This is a genomic window from Gordonia sp. NPDC003429, assembly GCF_053588575.1.
The window spans coordinates 1-14729 of sequence record NZ_JBSFQF010000014.1; the positions used below are offsets into that span (position 1 = coordinate 1).

At 65.8% G+C, this 14729-nt stretch carries 17 protein-coding genes; 9 read left to right on the plus strand and 8 right to left on the minus strand.

What is annotated here, in order from left to right:
* Nucleotides 1–241: 241 nt before the first annotated feature.
* The 7 genes from ACWDSI_RS15920 to ACWDSI_RS15950 all read right to left on the minus strand — a co-directional run bounded on the left by ACWDSI_RS15920 (nt 242) and on the right by ACWDSI_RS15950 (nt 7705).
* Entirely contained in the window at nt 242–856 is a 615-nt protein-coding gene (locus ACWDSI_RS15920; RefSeq protein ID WP_449757145.1) for a DUF4262 domain-containing protein, read from the minus strand.
* A 292-nt stretch (nt 857–1148) separates the two neighbouring features.
* A complete protein-coding gene (locus tag ACWDSI_RS15925) occupies nt 1149–1478 on the minus strand; it encodes a LuxR family transcriptional regulator (protein WP_449745445.1) in 330 nt (109 codons plus the stop codon).
* Between the two features lie 111 nt (nt 1479–1589).
* Nucleotides 1590–4835: a helicase HerA domain-containing protein gene (locus ACWDSI_RS15930; RefSeq protein ID WP_449757146.1), complete on the minus strand. Its 3246-nt coding sequence runs from the start codon at nt 4833–4835 to the stop codon at nt 1590–1592.
* Nucleotides 4835–5497: a MarR family transcriptional regulator gene (locus ACWDSI_RS15935; protein WP_449757147.1), complete on the minus strand. Its 663-nt coding sequence runs from the start codon at nt 5495–5497 to the stop codon at nt 4835–4837. Before ACWDSI_RS15935 ends, ACWDSI_RS15930 begins: the two co-directional genes overlap by 1 nt.
* The gene (locus ACWDSI_RS15940) at nt 5479–6585 is read right to left on the minus strand and encodes an endonuclease domain-containing protein (RefSeq protein ID WP_449757148.1); all 1107 of its coding nucleotides are present in this window, start codon (nt 6583–6585) and stop codon (nt 5479–5481) included. Before ACWDSI_RS15940 ends, ACWDSI_RS15935 begins: the two co-directional genes overlap by 19 nt.
* A gap of 103 nt (nt 6586–6688) precedes the next feature.
* Complete coding sequence (locus ACWDSI_RS15945; RefSeq protein WP_449757149.1) at nt 6689–7438, minus strand: DUF2127 domain-containing protein; 750 nt, start codon at nt 7436–7438, stop codon at nt 6689–6691.
* Nucleotides 7439–7471: 33 nt separating this feature from the next.
* Nucleotides 7472–7705 carry a hypothetical protein gene (locus ACWDSI_RS15950; RefSeq protein ID WP_449757150.1) on the minus strand — a complete coding sequence of 78 codons (234 nt, stop codon included), beginning with the start codon at nt 7703–7705 and terminating at the stop codon, nt 7472–7474.
* A 428-nt stretch (nt 7706–8133) separates the two neighbouring features.
* On the opposite strand from ACWDSI_RS15950, the gene rpsH reads away from it, so the two are divergent.
* The 9 genes from rpsH (at nt 8134) to map (ending at nt 13800) form a co-directional block, all read left to right on the plus strand.
* Entirely contained in the window at nt 8134–8532 is a 399-nt protein-coding gene (gene rpsH / locus ACWDSI_RS15955; protein WP_449745440.1) for a 30S ribosomal protein S8, read from the plus strand.
* A 13-nt stretch (nt 8533–8545) separates the two neighbouring features.
* Nucleotides 8546–9082, plus strand: a complete 537-nt coding sequence (gene rplF, locus ACWDSI_RS15960) for a 50S ribosomal protein L6 (RefSeq protein ID WP_449745439.1) — start codon at nt 8546–8548, stop codon at nt 9080–9082.
* Nucleotides 9083–9085: 3 nt separating this feature from the next.
* Nucleotides 9086–9490 (plus strand): 50S ribosomal protein L18, encoded by a 405-nt coding sequence (rplR, locus tag ACWDSI_RS15965; protein ID WP_449745438.1) that lies wholly within the window; start codon nt 9086–9088, stop codon nt 9488–9490.
* A gap of 46 nt (nt 9491–9536) precedes the next feature.
* Nucleotides 9537–10187 carry a 30S ribosomal protein S5 gene (gene rpsE, locus ACWDSI_RS15970; RefSeq protein ID WP_449745437.1) on the plus strand — a complete coding sequence of 217 codons (651 nt, stop codon included), beginning with the start codon at nt 9537–9539 and terminating at the stop codon, nt 10185–10187.
* A 5-nt stretch (nt 10188–10192) separates the two neighbouring features.
* Nucleotides 10193–10372 carry a 50S ribosomal protein L30 gene (gene rpmD / locus ACWDSI_RS15975; protein WP_449745436.1) on the plus strand — a complete coding sequence of 60 codons (180 nt, stop codon included), beginning with the start codon at nt 10193–10195 and terminating at the stop codon, nt 10370–10372.
* 5 nt (nt 10373–10377) lie between these two features.
* Nucleotides 10378–10818 carry a 50S ribosomal protein L15 gene (rplO, locus tag ACWDSI_RS15980; RefSeq protein ID WP_449745435.1) on the plus strand — a complete coding sequence of 147 codons (441 nt, stop codon included), beginning with the start codon at nt 10378–10380 and terminating at the stop codon, nt 10816–10818.
* Nucleotides 10819–11082: 264 nt separating this feature from the next.
* Nucleotides 11083–12402, plus strand: coding sequence for a preprotein translocase subunit SecY (gene secY, locus ACWDSI_RS15985; protein WP_449745434.1), 1320 nt, complete (start codon nt 11083–11085; stop codon nt 12400–12402).
* Nucleotides 12399–12953, plus strand: a complete 555-nt coding sequence (locus ACWDSI_RS15990; RefSeq protein WP_449745433.1) for an adenylate kinase — start codon at nt 12399–12401, stop codon at nt 12951–12953. The genes secY and ACWDSI_RS15990 overlap by 4 nt, the downstream gene beginning before the upstream one ends.
* A 52-nt stretch (nt 12954–13005) precedes the next feature.
* Complete coding sequence (map, locus tag ACWDSI_RS15995) at nt 13006–13800, plus strand: type I methionyl aminopeptidase (RefSeq protein ID WP_449745432.1); 795 nt, start codon at nt 13006–13008, stop codon at nt 13798–13800.
* Between the two features lie 58 nt (nt 13801–13858).
* On the opposite strand, the gene fdhD is transcribed toward map, so the two are convergent.
* Nucleotides 13859–14710: a formate dehydrogenase accessory sulfurtransferase FdhD gene (gene fdhD, locus ACWDSI_RS16000; RefSeq protein ID WP_449745431.1), complete on the minus strand. Its 852-nt coding sequence runs from the start codon at nt 14708–14710 to the stop codon at nt 13859–13861.
* Nucleotides 14711–14729: the final 19 nt, after the last annotated feature.

Below are 14729 nucleotides of genomic sequence, written 5' to 3' on the forward strand. Positions count from 1 at the left end.
GGACCCGCCCACATCACGCAGGCTCACACCGCAAATCCGACCTACATCTTGGGGTCAGTAGAACCTGTTTCACGCACCGCCAATCCGGAAGAGCCCCTTTGCCACCGCGAACCGGAACATTACTATGTAGCGCCTAGCAGCGTGGCACATCGCACACTTCGATCACGTGCATTCTGCGATCACAGCTTTTGATGTGTGGCCCCGCCGTCCACATGGAGGGTGGGGCCACACGTTGCCTGCGTCACCCGGCAGTGGGGCGACGTCGACGGCGTTGTTGTCGGTTGGGTCCGTAACTGCGTGAGATCACCCGCGGACCGACGGTTCGGATATTCGGGTCGGGGAGAAGCCCCTTGATCGGTTGGTGAACGTGATCGAGTCCGTACCGCTCGTCCCACGGGTAGATGCCGTGGTCGTCGGGCCATACGACCTGCACCGCAGGTGCGTCGGGGAACAACTCATTCGCAATCGTCATGTCGTCCTTGTCGATCACCTCGATGAGGCGCACCGGTACGTCGAGTGATCGCAAGGCGATCTCGGTGTCCGCGGCCACCAGGCTCCGCCAGTCGCATCGGTGAAGGGTGTCTCCGAGCTCGTTGAGAACACCGTTCGCGGTGATGGCATCGAGGCCGAAGACCAGGAGCTCCGGCTGATCGTGCAGCACCAGACCGGCGGTGTAGGCGAACGCGGCATCGGGGATCTCCTCGGGCGTTTTGCCTTCAGCCGCGCAGTATTTGCAGAGCTCGGAGACGGCGGTGACCGACCAACCGTATGAGCGGATGCGATGCAGTGCGTCTTGCACCAGCGGATTGGGATGCCAGCGCGGAATGCCACGGATGGCTGATGCGTGATCGGACATGATTCGCTCCTTTGTTCGAACGGGTGTGACCATGAGATCACGCCGGTCCGACAAGTCCGATGGATACCTCGAACGATGGGTGTGAATGGAGTCGAGTAGCAGATCAGCGGAATGTGCGACGTGCTATTTCCTCGACCTCGTCCTCAGTCGGCGGGCTCTTCCACCTGCTGACACCGCTTCTGCGGTAACGCTTCTCGATGAGTGGCCCCGCTTCCCGACAGGGAAGCGGGGCCACTGTCTTTGATCGGTATGACGGGTAAGTATGACGGAGGGCCAAGGGAGACGGCTCGGGTCAGTGCGCCAGCACGGTGAGGAGCACTGCGGAGTCGTCGTTCGCCCTCAGGGTGTGTCGGGCGTCGGGAATGGTGACGAGGTCACCCGCCGTGCCGTGCCAGTCGTCAGGGCCCGCGGTGAGGGTGACGTCGCCACGGAGAACCTGCAGGGTTGCCTCACCGGGACTCTCGTGTTCGGCGAGTTCGGCGGCGGCTGCAAGGGCGATCACTGTCTGACGCAGGTGACGTGACGAATCGCCATGGAGGGTGTGACCGGCTCTGCGACTGTGTGCGGTGCGCGCTGTGGCGATGAGTTCGTCGGCGAGGGCTGGGAGTCGGGTGGAGTCCATGTCTCACGATGGCACGTGATGCACGACGGACGTGCGGCATTAGCGGACTTCACACCTGCGTGTCGTCGACGTGCGGCACCGCGCCCGGAATCTCATGATGTGAGCGCGCCGTCAGGCGCGCGGTGTGCGAGCGATGGCAATAACCTCGTCCTCGGTCGGTGGGCTCTGAGGGTGGTAGCTCAGGCACAGTGGGGTTTGCACCTGGACGAAGCGGCCGCCGTCGACGGCGGTGTAGAACCTCCCGGTCGACAATCGTCCGACATCCGGGATCGGGCTCCCCTTGCTGTTCGCGAGATCCTTGGCTGCCTCGATCTGATTGGGATGGTTCAGTTTTCCGAAGAAGTGGGTCGACGCATTGCCCGACACCCGCCCGTGGATTCCCTTCGGCGCCTGGGTTGCGAAGATCAGTCCCAATCCGTACTTGCGTGCCTGAGATGCCAGCGCCAGAGTGCTCTGCGTCGCGGTTGTGACGCCCTGCGACGGTGCATAGTTCTGTGCCTCGTCCATCACCAGAATGCCGCCCAATGGACGGTCTGCGGCGGGGTGTTTCTTGATCCATGCGAACAATGACATCTGCAGTTGGCCGACGAAATTCGCGACCCGGGACTCGCTGCCGAGGCCCGCGAGATTGATGACGGAGACACGCGCGCGATATCCCGACGACGGAGTGAGTAGCAGGCCCGGGTCGGCGGGAGTCGCGTCCTCGTCGAGCAGGGGATCGTTGGCCATTGACGCCTTCAGATTCTCGGCAAGGTCGATCGCCAGTCGAGGTGCGTCGGCAAGGGTGCTGACTCCGTCGGGCAATTCAGACAGCAAAGTGACGAAGGACTGCAGGGTTCCGCCGCCCCGGCGGCCGAAGTGCACCATCGCCTGGCGTAATACCGCCTCGTAGCGGGTGGCGCGGGCCCCTCGTTCGGTGGGGCGTGCCTTTGGCAGCAGAGCGCCGACCGCAGAGTCGACGGCGGCGGTGAACTCGTCCGTATCGCTCTCGAGCGAGGCGAATTCCGGTAGCGGTCGGAAGCTCAAAGGGCGGCCGGAGCGTCGCCCGGGAGTGAACACCACCACCTCGGTGTCGGCGAAGTAGCGGTCGGCCAGCGAGTGTTCGCCAGGGGCCCACTCGCGGGTGCCGTCGGGCCAGGGGGTGCCAAGCCGCGCGAGGTCGTTGTTGATGTCGAGGACGATCGACGAAACCCCCTGCAGAGCGGCCTCTTCGACGATTCGTCGAATGAGAACGGTCTTTCCGGAACCGGAACCCGCAAAGATCGCTACATGTTTGCGGAACGACTCCAGTGGCGCCGCTACGGGTTCACCGCTCGCGGTTCGAACGCCGATGGGTAGCACGTCGAGGGCACGCTGCGGACCGGACGTACGTGATTCGGTGGGAGGTCTCGGCTCGTCGGGGGTGATCGATTCGGTCGAGGTGTGACTGTCGGCGGCGTGGGTGCCGGGTTGTGCCTTCTGCGCTTCCCCTTCGTGCGCGTGCTCGACCTCCGGAGCCTCGGTGTCGGTGGTGATCGCCTTGTCCAATCCGGGTGCGAGAACCTCGGTGAGGAAGTCGATCTCGGCTGCCGGGTTACGTTCGACGATCCACTCGTGCAGGTGCGGTGATCGCTCGGACCGCAATTGCGCCAGTCCCATGAGCCGGCGAATATCGTCGTCGGTCCACGCGATCACGCGACCTCCGCGCGCACGCAACTCGTCTACCAACTGGGCGGTTTTGGGTCCAGTCGGCCACGGCTGGCGTCGGAGCACCACGAGGGTACGCTCGACCTCGCCCAGGCTGAGCCCGGCAGCATTGTTCGCATTGGTGAGGCGTGACTGCACCGAGCGCGGGTGTGTGGCGGCGAGAGCGCGGAAGCTCCACGACTCGTCGAACTCCCGGGCCGGATCGATGACATGGCGAATTCGGCCGTGCAGCACGGCTTTTGTGCCGGGCTTGGGATCGTGATGCCATTCCCCGGCCTTGGTGGGCAGTGCTTCGATCCATGCGCCGAGACCGGCCGCCAGCAAGTCGGGCACGACGGCATCCTCTGTTGTGTAGTCGAGTGCGTCGGTTGGATCGGCGAGCTCGATCAGTTCGCGGTAGCGCTTCTCGATCATCGCGAGATCAGGTGTGGTCGAACTGGTATCGCCTGCGAGCGAGGAGGTGGTCTCCCGCTCACTCGTGGTCTCGCGGACGACTCGCGCAGCAGCCTCGGGCGCGGTGAGGGCCGTGATCGGTGTGAACGTGTCACTGCGCAGCAGCACCGCGATCTGACGGTCGACAGCCATCATGATCTCGCGCGGGGTGTAGCGCTGAGCGTCGGCGAGGGCGGCGTCGTCGACCGGCCAGTAGGGTCGGGGTGGTGTGAACCCGACCTCCGCGAAGCCTGGTGCGAAGCGTTTGGCCAGGAGTTCACGCGCGAAGTCGGCGGAGGGCGGCCGTTGCAGCATCGGCGGTGTGCGGAAGCGCTCGACCGCGGAGCGCATCACGCGGCTCTCCAGGTGTTCCCAGGCGGCTGTGATGCTCGAAACGACGGTTGTCGTGCGACTCATGTTCTCGCGCAACGCCATCAGGCCGTGAGCCACGCGATTGACCACGGAGTTCTCGTCTGCGGCCGTTGACCATCCCGCTTCGATGAGTGTGTCGATCTGGTCGACGGCCAGGACTGCGGCAGAGTCGAATGCGACGATGCGCGAGATGTTCTGCACCATTTCCTGGTACCCGAGTGTCGCGTTGCGGATACCCCACTGGGCCAAATCGTCTGCGTCGTCGACGTCGAGGTGAAGGAAGGCCTCACCGAGATCCCTCGCGTCGTAATCCTGCGACGCGGTCAGTACCAGCGCGCGCAGGATGTGCTGTGAGCGTCGACGATGGGGATGATGCCGATACACGCCTGCCACGAACTCTTCGAGCGCGGACGCGGTCAGCGATGAATCGCCGACGACTGCGGCGCGCGTAGATTCGGTCACCCCGGCTTCCCGGGCGAGGCGGTCGAGGAGTTGCGCGAGTTGGGTGGGATGATCGAGACCCGGACGACTGAGGCTTTCAAGCATTGCGACCGTCACCGACTTCCAGAAGTCGCTGCCATCCAGCAATTTGACGAGGAAGAAGTAGCCGCCGCGTTCCTGCACACGTTGGCGGATCTGGCCCAGAAGGTGCGTCTTTCCCGATCCCGCTTCGCCGCGGATCACCACGCCGATGGGACTTGCCGACTCCGCCCGCTGCGCGTCGACGAAACTGCGCATCGTCTCGTCGGTGACCTGCTCGTGCAGGCCTGCTACGTGATAAGCCCCCGACGTGCCCCAGACGTCGTCGGGGGTATCGGCCCAGTCGAGACGAATCGACTCGAGTGCCTGACGAATTCCGTTGTCCATCAGGCCTCCTCGATGGCGAACAGGTGGCACGGTTGTGTGCCCACCACAACGGCTGCGGCTCGGTCGGCCTCGCGCAAACGGGCGCGGTCGTCCTGCGGTATCAGGCTGATTCCGGGGCGGTCCTGCAACGTGAGAATCGCCGCGTCGAATTCGGTGCGGCTCACATCGGGGAGTGCCGAACGCAGCGCACCGACGTCGACCAGTGCCCCGCGGCGCGCAGCCAATGACTCGTAGGCTGCGACGATCCGGGGGGTGACCGCGCCGGAGGCCGAGTCGGTCTGCGGGGTAGTCGGAGCGCCCTCGATGACGGGACGCGAACGCCCGAAGATCTCGTACAGACGCAGGTCCTCGGCGTCGAGATGTCGTCCGATCGCGTTGAGTACGGCGTAGAGCGCGCGGACCGGCGGCAACGAGCGGGCTGGTGGACCGGAGCGCAACTCGTCTGCGCACCAGGCCCATCCGCGATCGGTGAGCGAGTGGTAGAACGCGTTGCGGTCGCCCTTGCGCGACTCGATCAGGCCGTGGTCGATCAACCGCTGTCGCGCGGTTTTGTCCAGGTTGGGGCCCAGCTCGCGCAGGCGCGGCGTCGACACCTCCGCCGACTCCGCCATCAGGACGAAGAGCACCGCGCTCTGGCTCGGTGTCAGCTCCGGGTGGTCCACGGTGACTCCTTCATGAGTGTCCGGTGCAGTGATCCGGTATTCGGGTTTCGATGAGTGAGAACGTCGCGCAGTTCTGCTACGACCGACAACGGATCGTCGAGGACTGTTTCGTTGGGGTAGCGCAGTACGAGGTAGCCGTGGCGTTGCAGCATGTTGTCCCGACTGCGGTCGCGCGCGTACTTGTCGGCGCGACGGTGGTCGGGGCCGTCGACCTCGACGACGACGCGCTCATCCGGCCACAGGACGTCGACCACGGCAACGCCCGACAGCGCCGCGAGATCGGAGGGGCAGCGGTTCCACACCCGGCCGCGTGCCCATTCATGCTGCGCCAGCGCGTGTTCGAGCGCCTGCTCGGCAGCACTGTGCGGGGCGGGAGCGCCTGTTGGCCGCGAGACGATCAGGATCGGTCGCTCGGTGTTGATCGGGAGCGGGTCGGTCGGGAGCGGGTCGGTCGGGATCGGGTGGGGCGGGACGGCGACGCCGAGGCGTAGCACAGGGATTCGGTGCACCACAGGCAGTGCGTCGGCTGTGAGCCAGACGGTGATGCGGCCGTGTTCGGCAAGCCACGCACAGGCCGCCGCGGCCGCCTGCTGAGCGGACTCGGAGAGCGTGCTGCTCGCGCGCACCGCCAGCACGACCTCGCCGCGCCCGTAGAAGTGGCGTAGTAAGGCGACGAGGGTTGCTGCGCGTTGTTCCGGCACCGCATGCGGCGTCGTGGAGTTGTGGGAAGCGCCGGTACGCGCGAGTGGTACGACGACCGCAGTGGCCAGGCCGACGTGAGCGCACAGTTGGCGCGCGAGGGCTTCCGCCTCGTCGACGTCGACTCGATCACCCGATGACCTGTGGGGTAGCCAGGCCGGAAACAAGGTGATGAGTGTCGATTCGAGCGCGTCGAGGATCTCAGCGGTGACCTGCCGTGCGGTCCGCTCATCGGGGCCGCGGTAGTCGAGGATCACCGGCAATTCAGATGCGACGGCGTCGGCGAGTTCATCGATCGCCGAACCGTGTACGTCGGCGAGGCGAAAGACCCGTCCGGGACGGATCGCATGGCCGACCAGTGGCGGCACATCACTGTCGGCGTGGGTCATCGGAGGTGAATATAGTCGCCGCAGCCGACAGGTGTGCGGGCGAGATGCGTGGCGGAACGCCGCCGCGGTGCAGCTCCCGTCACGTGTCGCGGTGCGGCTCCGGTCAGCCCGCCGCCCGCTCGACGGTGAGGAGGCTCTCGGCGCTGTGCTCGGCGTGGAACGCGGTCTCGCCGCCGCGTACTCCGAACAGTCTCTTGCTCCAGATCAGCCACACGACCGCGGCCACGTTGATCGCGAGCAGCAGAGCCTTGAACACTGTTGCCTTCTCGACGAGTTCGTAGATCTCGAGGGGGATGAAGATGCTCGTGACGATCACTGCGAAGTACTCACCCCAGCGTTTGGCGAACCACAACCCGTATGCCTCGACGAGCTGGCTGAGTCCGTAGGCCAGCACTGCGCAGCCGACGAGAACGATGGTCGTCGTGGACAGCGTTGTGGCCTTCTCGATCCATTGCACGACCTTCGAGTCGTCGATGTTCCAGCCGATCTGGTCGGCGATCGGTTTGAGGAGCGGCATCTCGGCGTCGAACTTCTCGTGCAGCGTCTGCTGGCTGTTGCGCAGCTCGATCACGAACGACCCGGCAATCACCAGGAAGATGCCGCGGATCAGGCGCTCGATTGCGAGTAACCGCATGATGATCAGATCGCGCAGCATGCGACCGCGGGGGACCTCCGGCGCGTGATCGGCCGGTCCGCTGCTGCGCGGGTCGCCGACGACGAAGTCTCCGCATCGCAGACACCGCCACGCATCGCCGACGGCGGTGTCCGAGCGGAGGTGGTCGGCGAGATCCGCTTCGTCGGGGCGGTAGGTTTCGTGGCCGCGCAGACCGCAGGAGACCAGTTCCCAGTTCACCGCAGCAGGGTAGCTCTGCCCGTGGTGGAAGCGTCACGACGCCGCGGTCATCTCACCCTCTCGATCACCCTTGTGTTCCGGTGCGCCGACATCGCCGGTCACCCCAGTGCTGGTGGCATACAACAGATCCCGGAAGTCGCCGATCGCCTGACGCTCCGTCGACCACACCATGCGGTTCCACGAGGTGTGTGAGGTGATGTCGAGATCTACCGCGATGAGACGGTCGGTGCTCGATGAACCCCCGATGGCGAACCTCGGAACCGCCACAAGCCACCGCTTCGACGACGCTCGTCGGGTCGGCGAGCGTGTCCACCGCGGCGGTGCGCCGGGGATACGGGCGCGAAACTCTCGGAGGGCTCCAGTATCTGCGTGATGGCATTCCGTCCGCACCGCGCGGAGTGACTCCGCGTGCCGCGAAGGGTTCGCGGTCGTCGATTTGGGTGTGGCCAGCAGATTCTCTACACTAGAACGGTTGCCTGTGCGCCTTGGTGTGTCCGCAGTCGCAAGTATGCGTACACACGCGGGGTTTACGGCCACAAGTGAATAGTCGCCGGTGCCGGTGAAAAGCCAAGGGCATCGGCGGCGAGAACCTTACACAACTATCCACTTCGTGGAAGGCCCACCGCAGGTCATGAGGGATTTCCCTCCGACCGGCGCTGCATGGGAACCGCTACGAGAAAGGTTGACGGTCAACCATGACCATGACTGACCCGATCGCAGACTTCTTGACACGTCTGCGTAACGCCAATTCGGCGTACCACGACGAGGTGACCCTCCCGTCGTCCAAGCTCAAGGTGAACATCGCCGAGATCCTGAAGCGCGAGGGCTACATCACCGATTTCCGCGTCGAGGACGCGGAGGTCGGCAAGAACCTCGTCGTCTCCCTCAAGTACGGCCCCTCCCGTGAGCGCTCCATCGCCGGTCTGCGTCGCGTGTCGAAGCCGGGCCTGCGGGTGTATGCAAAGTCCACCAACCTGCCCAAGGTGCTGGGCGGCCTCGGCGTGGCCATCATCTCCACGTCGTCGGGCCTGCTCACCGACCGTCAGGCAGCCAACCAGGGCGTGGGCGGCGAAGTCCTCGCTTACGTCTGGTAAGGGAGGCCTACACATGTCGCGTATCGGTAAGAACCCCATCGAGATCCCCGCGGGTGTGACCGTCTCCGTGGACGGCTCCACGGTCACCGTGAAGGGTCCCAAGGGCGAACTGAGCCACACCGTCACCTCGCCCATCGAGGTGGCCCAGGAGGGCAACACCATCGTGGTGACCCGCCCCAACGACGAGCGCCGCAACCGTGCCCTGCACGGCCTGAACCGCTCGCTGGTCGCCAACCTGGTCACCGGCGTCACGCAGGGCTACACCACCAAGATGGAGATCTTCGGTGTCGGCTACCGCGTGCAGGCCAAGGGCCGCGACCTCGAGTTCGCGCTCGGTTACAGCCACCCCGTGCCGATCGAGGCGCCCGAGGGCATCACCTTTGCCGTCGAGTCGCCCACCAAGTTCTCGGTGTCGGGAATCGACAAGCAGCAAGTCGGCCAGATCTCGGCGAACATCCGCCGCCTGCGTCGTCCGGACCCCTATAAGGGCAAGGGCATTCGCTACGAGGGTGAGCAGATCCGTCGCAAGGTCGGAAAGACGGGTAAGTAAGCCATGAGTGATACAGCAACCAAGACCGTTCGCAAGCCGCTCGGCAAGGACGTGTCGACCCGCCGTCGCACCGCGACCGCGAATCGACACTTCCGCCTGCGCAAAAAGGTCGCCGGCACCCCCGAGCGTCCCCGCCTGGTGGTCAAGCGCTCCAGCCGCCACATCCACGTGCAGCTGATCGACGACCTGGCCGGCAAGACCTTGGCCGCGGCGTCGACCATCGAGGCCGACGTGCGCGCCGCCGGTGGCGACAAGTCCGCGCAGGCCGCCAAGGTCGGCGAGCTGATCGCCGCCCGCGCCAAGGCAGCCGGCGTCGACGCCGTCGTGTTCGACCGTGGTGGCAAGGACTACCACGGCCGTATCGCCGCGCTCGCCGACGCCGCCCGCGAGGGAGGCCTGCAGTTCTGATGACCATTTTCTACAGCTTCACCAACATGACCGGAGGGAACCTCTGATGCCCGGACGTCAGCGTGACGGCGGAAACGGACCCGCCGGAAACGACAACAACAACGCCACCGCCGGTGGCGACCAGCGCGGCGATCGCCGCGGCGGCCGTGGCCGTCGCGACGACCGTGGCGGACGCGAACAGGACCGCAACCAGCTCGAGCGCGTGGTGACCATCAACCGCGTGTCGAAGGTGGTCAAGGGTGGTCGACGCTTCTCCTTCACCGCCCTCGTGGTGGTCGGCGACGGCCAGGGCATGGTCGGCGTCGGCTACGGCAAGGCCAAGGAAGTCCCGGCCGCGATCCAGAAGGGCGTCGAAGAGGCTCGCAAGAACTTCTTCCGCGTGCCGCTGATCGCCGGCACCATCACCCATCCCGTGCAGGGCGAAGCCGCTGCCGGAGTGGTGATGCTGCGTCCGGCCAGCCCCGGTACCGGTGTGATCGCCGGTGGCGCGGTGCGTGCCGTCCTCGAATGCGCAGGCGTGCACGACGTGCTCGCCAAGAGCCTCGGCAGCGACAACGCGATCAACGTGGTGCACGCCACCGTGGCCGCGCTGAAGATGCTGCAGCGTCCCGAAGAGGTCGCGGCCCGTCGCGGTCTGCCGATCGAAGACGTTGCCCCGGCCGGCATGCTGCGGGCCCGAGCGGGACAAGGAGTCTGATAGCCATGGCCGAACTCAAGATCACCCAGGTCAAGGGCACCATCGGTACCAAGAAGAACCAGCGTGACAGCCTGCGCACCCTCGGCTTGAGGGGCATCCGCCAGACCGTCACCCGCGAGGACACCCCGATCAACCGCGGTCTCATCAACGTGGTCCGGCACCTCGTGACAGTCGAAGAGGTTTAACAGCAATGACCATCAAACTGCATCACCTTCGCCCCGCTCCGGGCGCGAAGACCGAGAAGACCCGCGTGGGTCGCGGTGAGGGGTCCAAGGGCAAGACCGCCGGTCGCGGCACCAAGGGCACCAAGGCACGCAAGAACGTGCCCGCCGCATTCGAGGGCGGCCAGATGCCGATCCACATGCGGTTGCCGAAGCTCAAGGGCTTCACCAACCCCAACCGGGTCGAGTACCAGGTCGTCAACATCGGCGACATCGCCCGGCTCTTCCCGCAGGGCGGCACCATCGGCGTCGACGAACTCGTCGCCGCCGGTGCGGTGCGCAAGAACAAGCTGGTGAAGGTTCTCGGCGACGGCGAACTCGGTGTCGCCGTCAACGTGACCGCCAACAAGTTCACGGCATCGGCCAAGGAGAAGATCGCCGCTGCCGGTGGCAGCGTCACCGAGCTCTGATCCGGTTCACCCATATCCCGTTCCGCGGCGGGCGGCAGACTTCACTGCCGCCCGCCGCGGTGCCGGTGGGCCACCGGTGAAGTCCACTCATCCGGTCACGGTAGAGTCACAGGGGTTGCCGGACCGCAGACAGCGGGACTCTGGCCCCGTGGGGCCCGAGCCACACCGACCGCAACCACCGATCAACGTCGATTGCCGAGCACGCCGCGCTCGCCCGGGGACAGGTACCCCGGGGACACGCGTGGTCGTTCCTAGGAGGAGTTAGTGCTTTCCCCCCTCGTCGCGGCCTTTCGGACGCCCGACCTGAGGAAGAAGATCCTCTTCGTCGTCGGCATCATCGTGCTGTATCGCCTCGGCGCGACCGTGCCGTCACCCGGCGTCGACTACAAGGTGGTCAGCGCCTGTATCGACCGCATCAACAGCGGTAGCGGCAACCAGGTCTACTCGCTGATCAACCTGTTCTCCGGCGGCGCGCTGCTGCAGTTGTCGGTGTTCGCGATCGGCATCATGCCCTACATCACCGCCAGCATCATCGTGCAGCTGCTGACCGTGGTGATCCCGCGGTTCGAGCAGCTCCGCAAGGAAGGCCAGTCCGGCCAGGCCAAGATGACGCAGTACACCCGCTACCTCACGGTGGCGCTGGCCCTGCTGCAGTCCACCGGCATCGTGGCGCTCGCCGACCGCGGCACCCTGCTTCCGCAGGAGTGCGGCCAGGTGCTCACCGACCAGTCCATCTTCGGCCTGTCGATCATCGTGCTGGTGATGACCGCGGGCGCCTGCCTCGTCATGTGGTTCGGTGAGCTGATCACCGAACGCGGCATCGGCAACGGTATGTCGCTGCTGATCTTCGCCGGTATCGCCGCGCGTATCCCCGCCGAGGGTCGCGCGATCCTCACCAGCCGCGGCGGACTGGTCTTCGGTCTCGTCTGCGTGGCGGCCCTCATCATCGTCGCCGGTGTGGTCTTCATCGAGCAGGGCCAGCGCCGCATCCCCGTCCAGTACGCCAAGCGGATGGTGGGTCGCAAGATGTACGGCGGCTCGTCGACCTACCTGCCGCTCAAGGTCAACCAGGCCGGCGTCATCCCGGTCATCTTCGCCTCGTCGCTGCTGTATCTGCCGCAGCTCATCGTCCAGCTCACCAAGAGTTCCGACGGCACCGAGTCGGGCTGGCAGACCTGGGTGCAGACGTATCTGGCCGATCCCAGCAACTGGGTGTACATCGCCGTGTACTTCCTGATGATCATCTTCTTCACGTACTTCTACGTGGCGGTGACGTTCAATCCGGAAGAGCGGGCCGACGACATGAAGAAGTACGGCGGCTTCATCCCGGGCATCCGGCCGGGGCAACCCACCGCCGATTACCTCGGGTACGTGCTGAGCCGTATCACTCTGCCCGGCTCGATCTACCTGGGTATCATCGCGGTACTGCCAAACCTGTTCCTCGAGATCGGTAACAGCGGTGGTGTGCAGAACCTGCCATTTGGGGGCACGGCCGTGTTGATCATGGTCGGCGTGGGACTGGACACGATGAAGCAGATCAACAGTCAATTGATGCAACGCAAGTACGAAGGATTCCTCAAGTGAGACTCGTTCTTCTCGGCCCCCCCGGCGCAGGCAAAGGCACCCAGGCAGAACTCCTGTCCGAGGCGCTGGGCATCCCGCACATCTCCACCGGCGACCTCTTCCGCGCCAACATCTCGCAGGGCACCGCCATCGGTGTCGAGGCCAAGCGCTACCTCGACGCGGGCGACCTGGTGCCGCCGGAGATCACCGTCGACATGGTGCGTGCCCGAGTGGCCGAGCCCGATGCCGCCAAGGGCTTCATCCTCGACGGGTTCCCCCGCTCGACGGCGCAGGCCGATGCGCTCAAGGAGATCCTCGCCGACCTCGGCAACCCGCTCGACGCGGTGCTCTCGTTCGTCGTCGACACCGACGTGGTGGTGGAGCGGATGCTGGCCCGCGGTCGCGCCGACGACACCGAAGAAGTGATCCGCAACCGCATGGACGTCTACAACAAGGAAACCGCGCCGCTGCTCGAGTACTACGGCGACGCGGTGAAGACCGTCGACGCGGTGGGCGACATCCAGGACGTGCATCAGCGTGTGCTCAGCGCGCTCGGTGCGGGCGTGTCCTGACCGTTCTCATGTCATCGTCGGTCGTGTCGCCTCCGGTGGGCGGACGGTAGCCATGGGATTTCGTAAACCCAAGCGCGTACCGTTCCGCACCGCCGGCGAACTCGACGCGATGGCCGCGGCCGGCGCGATCGTCGGGGCCGCGCTGGTCGCCGTGCGTAACGCCGCGGCCCCCGGGGTGAGCACCCTCGACCTCGACGAGGTGGCCGAAACGGTGATCCGCGAGGCCGGTGCCGTCCCGTCGTTCAAGGGCTACCACGGGTTTCCCGGCTCGATCTGTAGCTCCGTGAACGACGTTGTGGTGCACGGCATCCCGTCAGCGGATGTGGTGCTGGCCGAGGGTGATCTGGTTTCCATCGACTGCGGCGCCATTCTCGATGGTTGGCACGGTGATTCGGCCTGGACGTTCGGGGTGGGGGAGTTGTCGGTTGCCGACGAGGAACTGTCCGAGGCCACCCGCCTGTCCATGGAGGCGGGTATCGCCGCGATGGTCGACGGCGCGCGGCTGACCGACATCAGCCATGCCATCGAAACCGGAACACACAAGGCGGAGAGCCGTTTCGGGCGATCTTTCGGGATCGTCGACGGTTATGGCGGACACGGCATCGGCCGCGAGATGCACCTCGACCCGTTCCTGCCCAACGAGGGCGATCCCGGCCGCGGACCGCTCCTGGTGATCGGTTCCACCCTGGCCATCGAGCCGATGCTCACCCTCGGCACCACCGACACCACCGTCCTCGACGACGACTGGACCGTGGTCACCGACGACGGCTCGCGCGCCGCGCACTGGGAGCACACCGTCGCGGTCACCGCCGACGGACCACGCATCCTCACGCAGCGTCCGCTCTAACGTGTGATCGCTTGTGCCGTAGATCGGTGTCAATAGTCGGCACCGATCTACGGCACAGTCATCGATTCGGGGTCAGTGCGGTCGTCCGTACACGGTCGGCGCGGGTATAGAGCACCATCGACTCACCACGCACGAAGCCGGCCAGGGTGAGTCCCTGCTCGTCGGCGAGGTCGGCGGCCAGCGACGACGGCGCCGACACTGCCGACAGCATCGGGATACCGGCCATCACGGCCTTCTGGACCAGTTCGAAACTTGCGCGTCCCGACACCTGCAGGATGTGTCCGCGCAGGGGTAACCGATCCTGCATCAGCGCCCAGCCGATCACCTTGTCGACGGCGTTGTGCCGTCCGACGTCCTCGCGCAGCACCAGCAGTTCACCGGTGACCGGATCGAACAGGCCCGCCGCGTGCAACCCGCCGGTCTTCTCGAACACCTTCTGCTGCTCACGAATCCGATCGGGAAGGTCGAGCACCACGTCGGCGTCGACGCTGAGCTCGTCCGCGGATACATCGAAAGATGAACGCGTGGTGACTGATTCGATACTCTCCTTGCCGCAGACGCCACACGCGCTGGAGATGGTGAAATCGCGTGCGAGCGACGGGTCGGGCACGGCGACGTGCGGGGCCAGCGTCACGTCGAGGACGTTGTAGGTGTTGAGCCCGTCCGGGTCGGTGCCCGCGCAGTAGCGGGCCGTGGACAGGTCTGCCGCGTGCAGCAGCACGCCCTCGGACACCAGGAAACCTGCGGCCAACTCGACGTCGTGGCCGGGGGTGCGCATGGTGACGGCCAGCCTCGACCCGCCGATCCGGATCTCGAGGGGTTCCTCGACGGCGAGCGCGTCGGGCCGGGTGACGGGTTCGGCGTCGCGACGCACGCGAATCACCCGGCGGCGCGCGGTGATACGTCCCATGGCATGCCAGCGTAGTCCG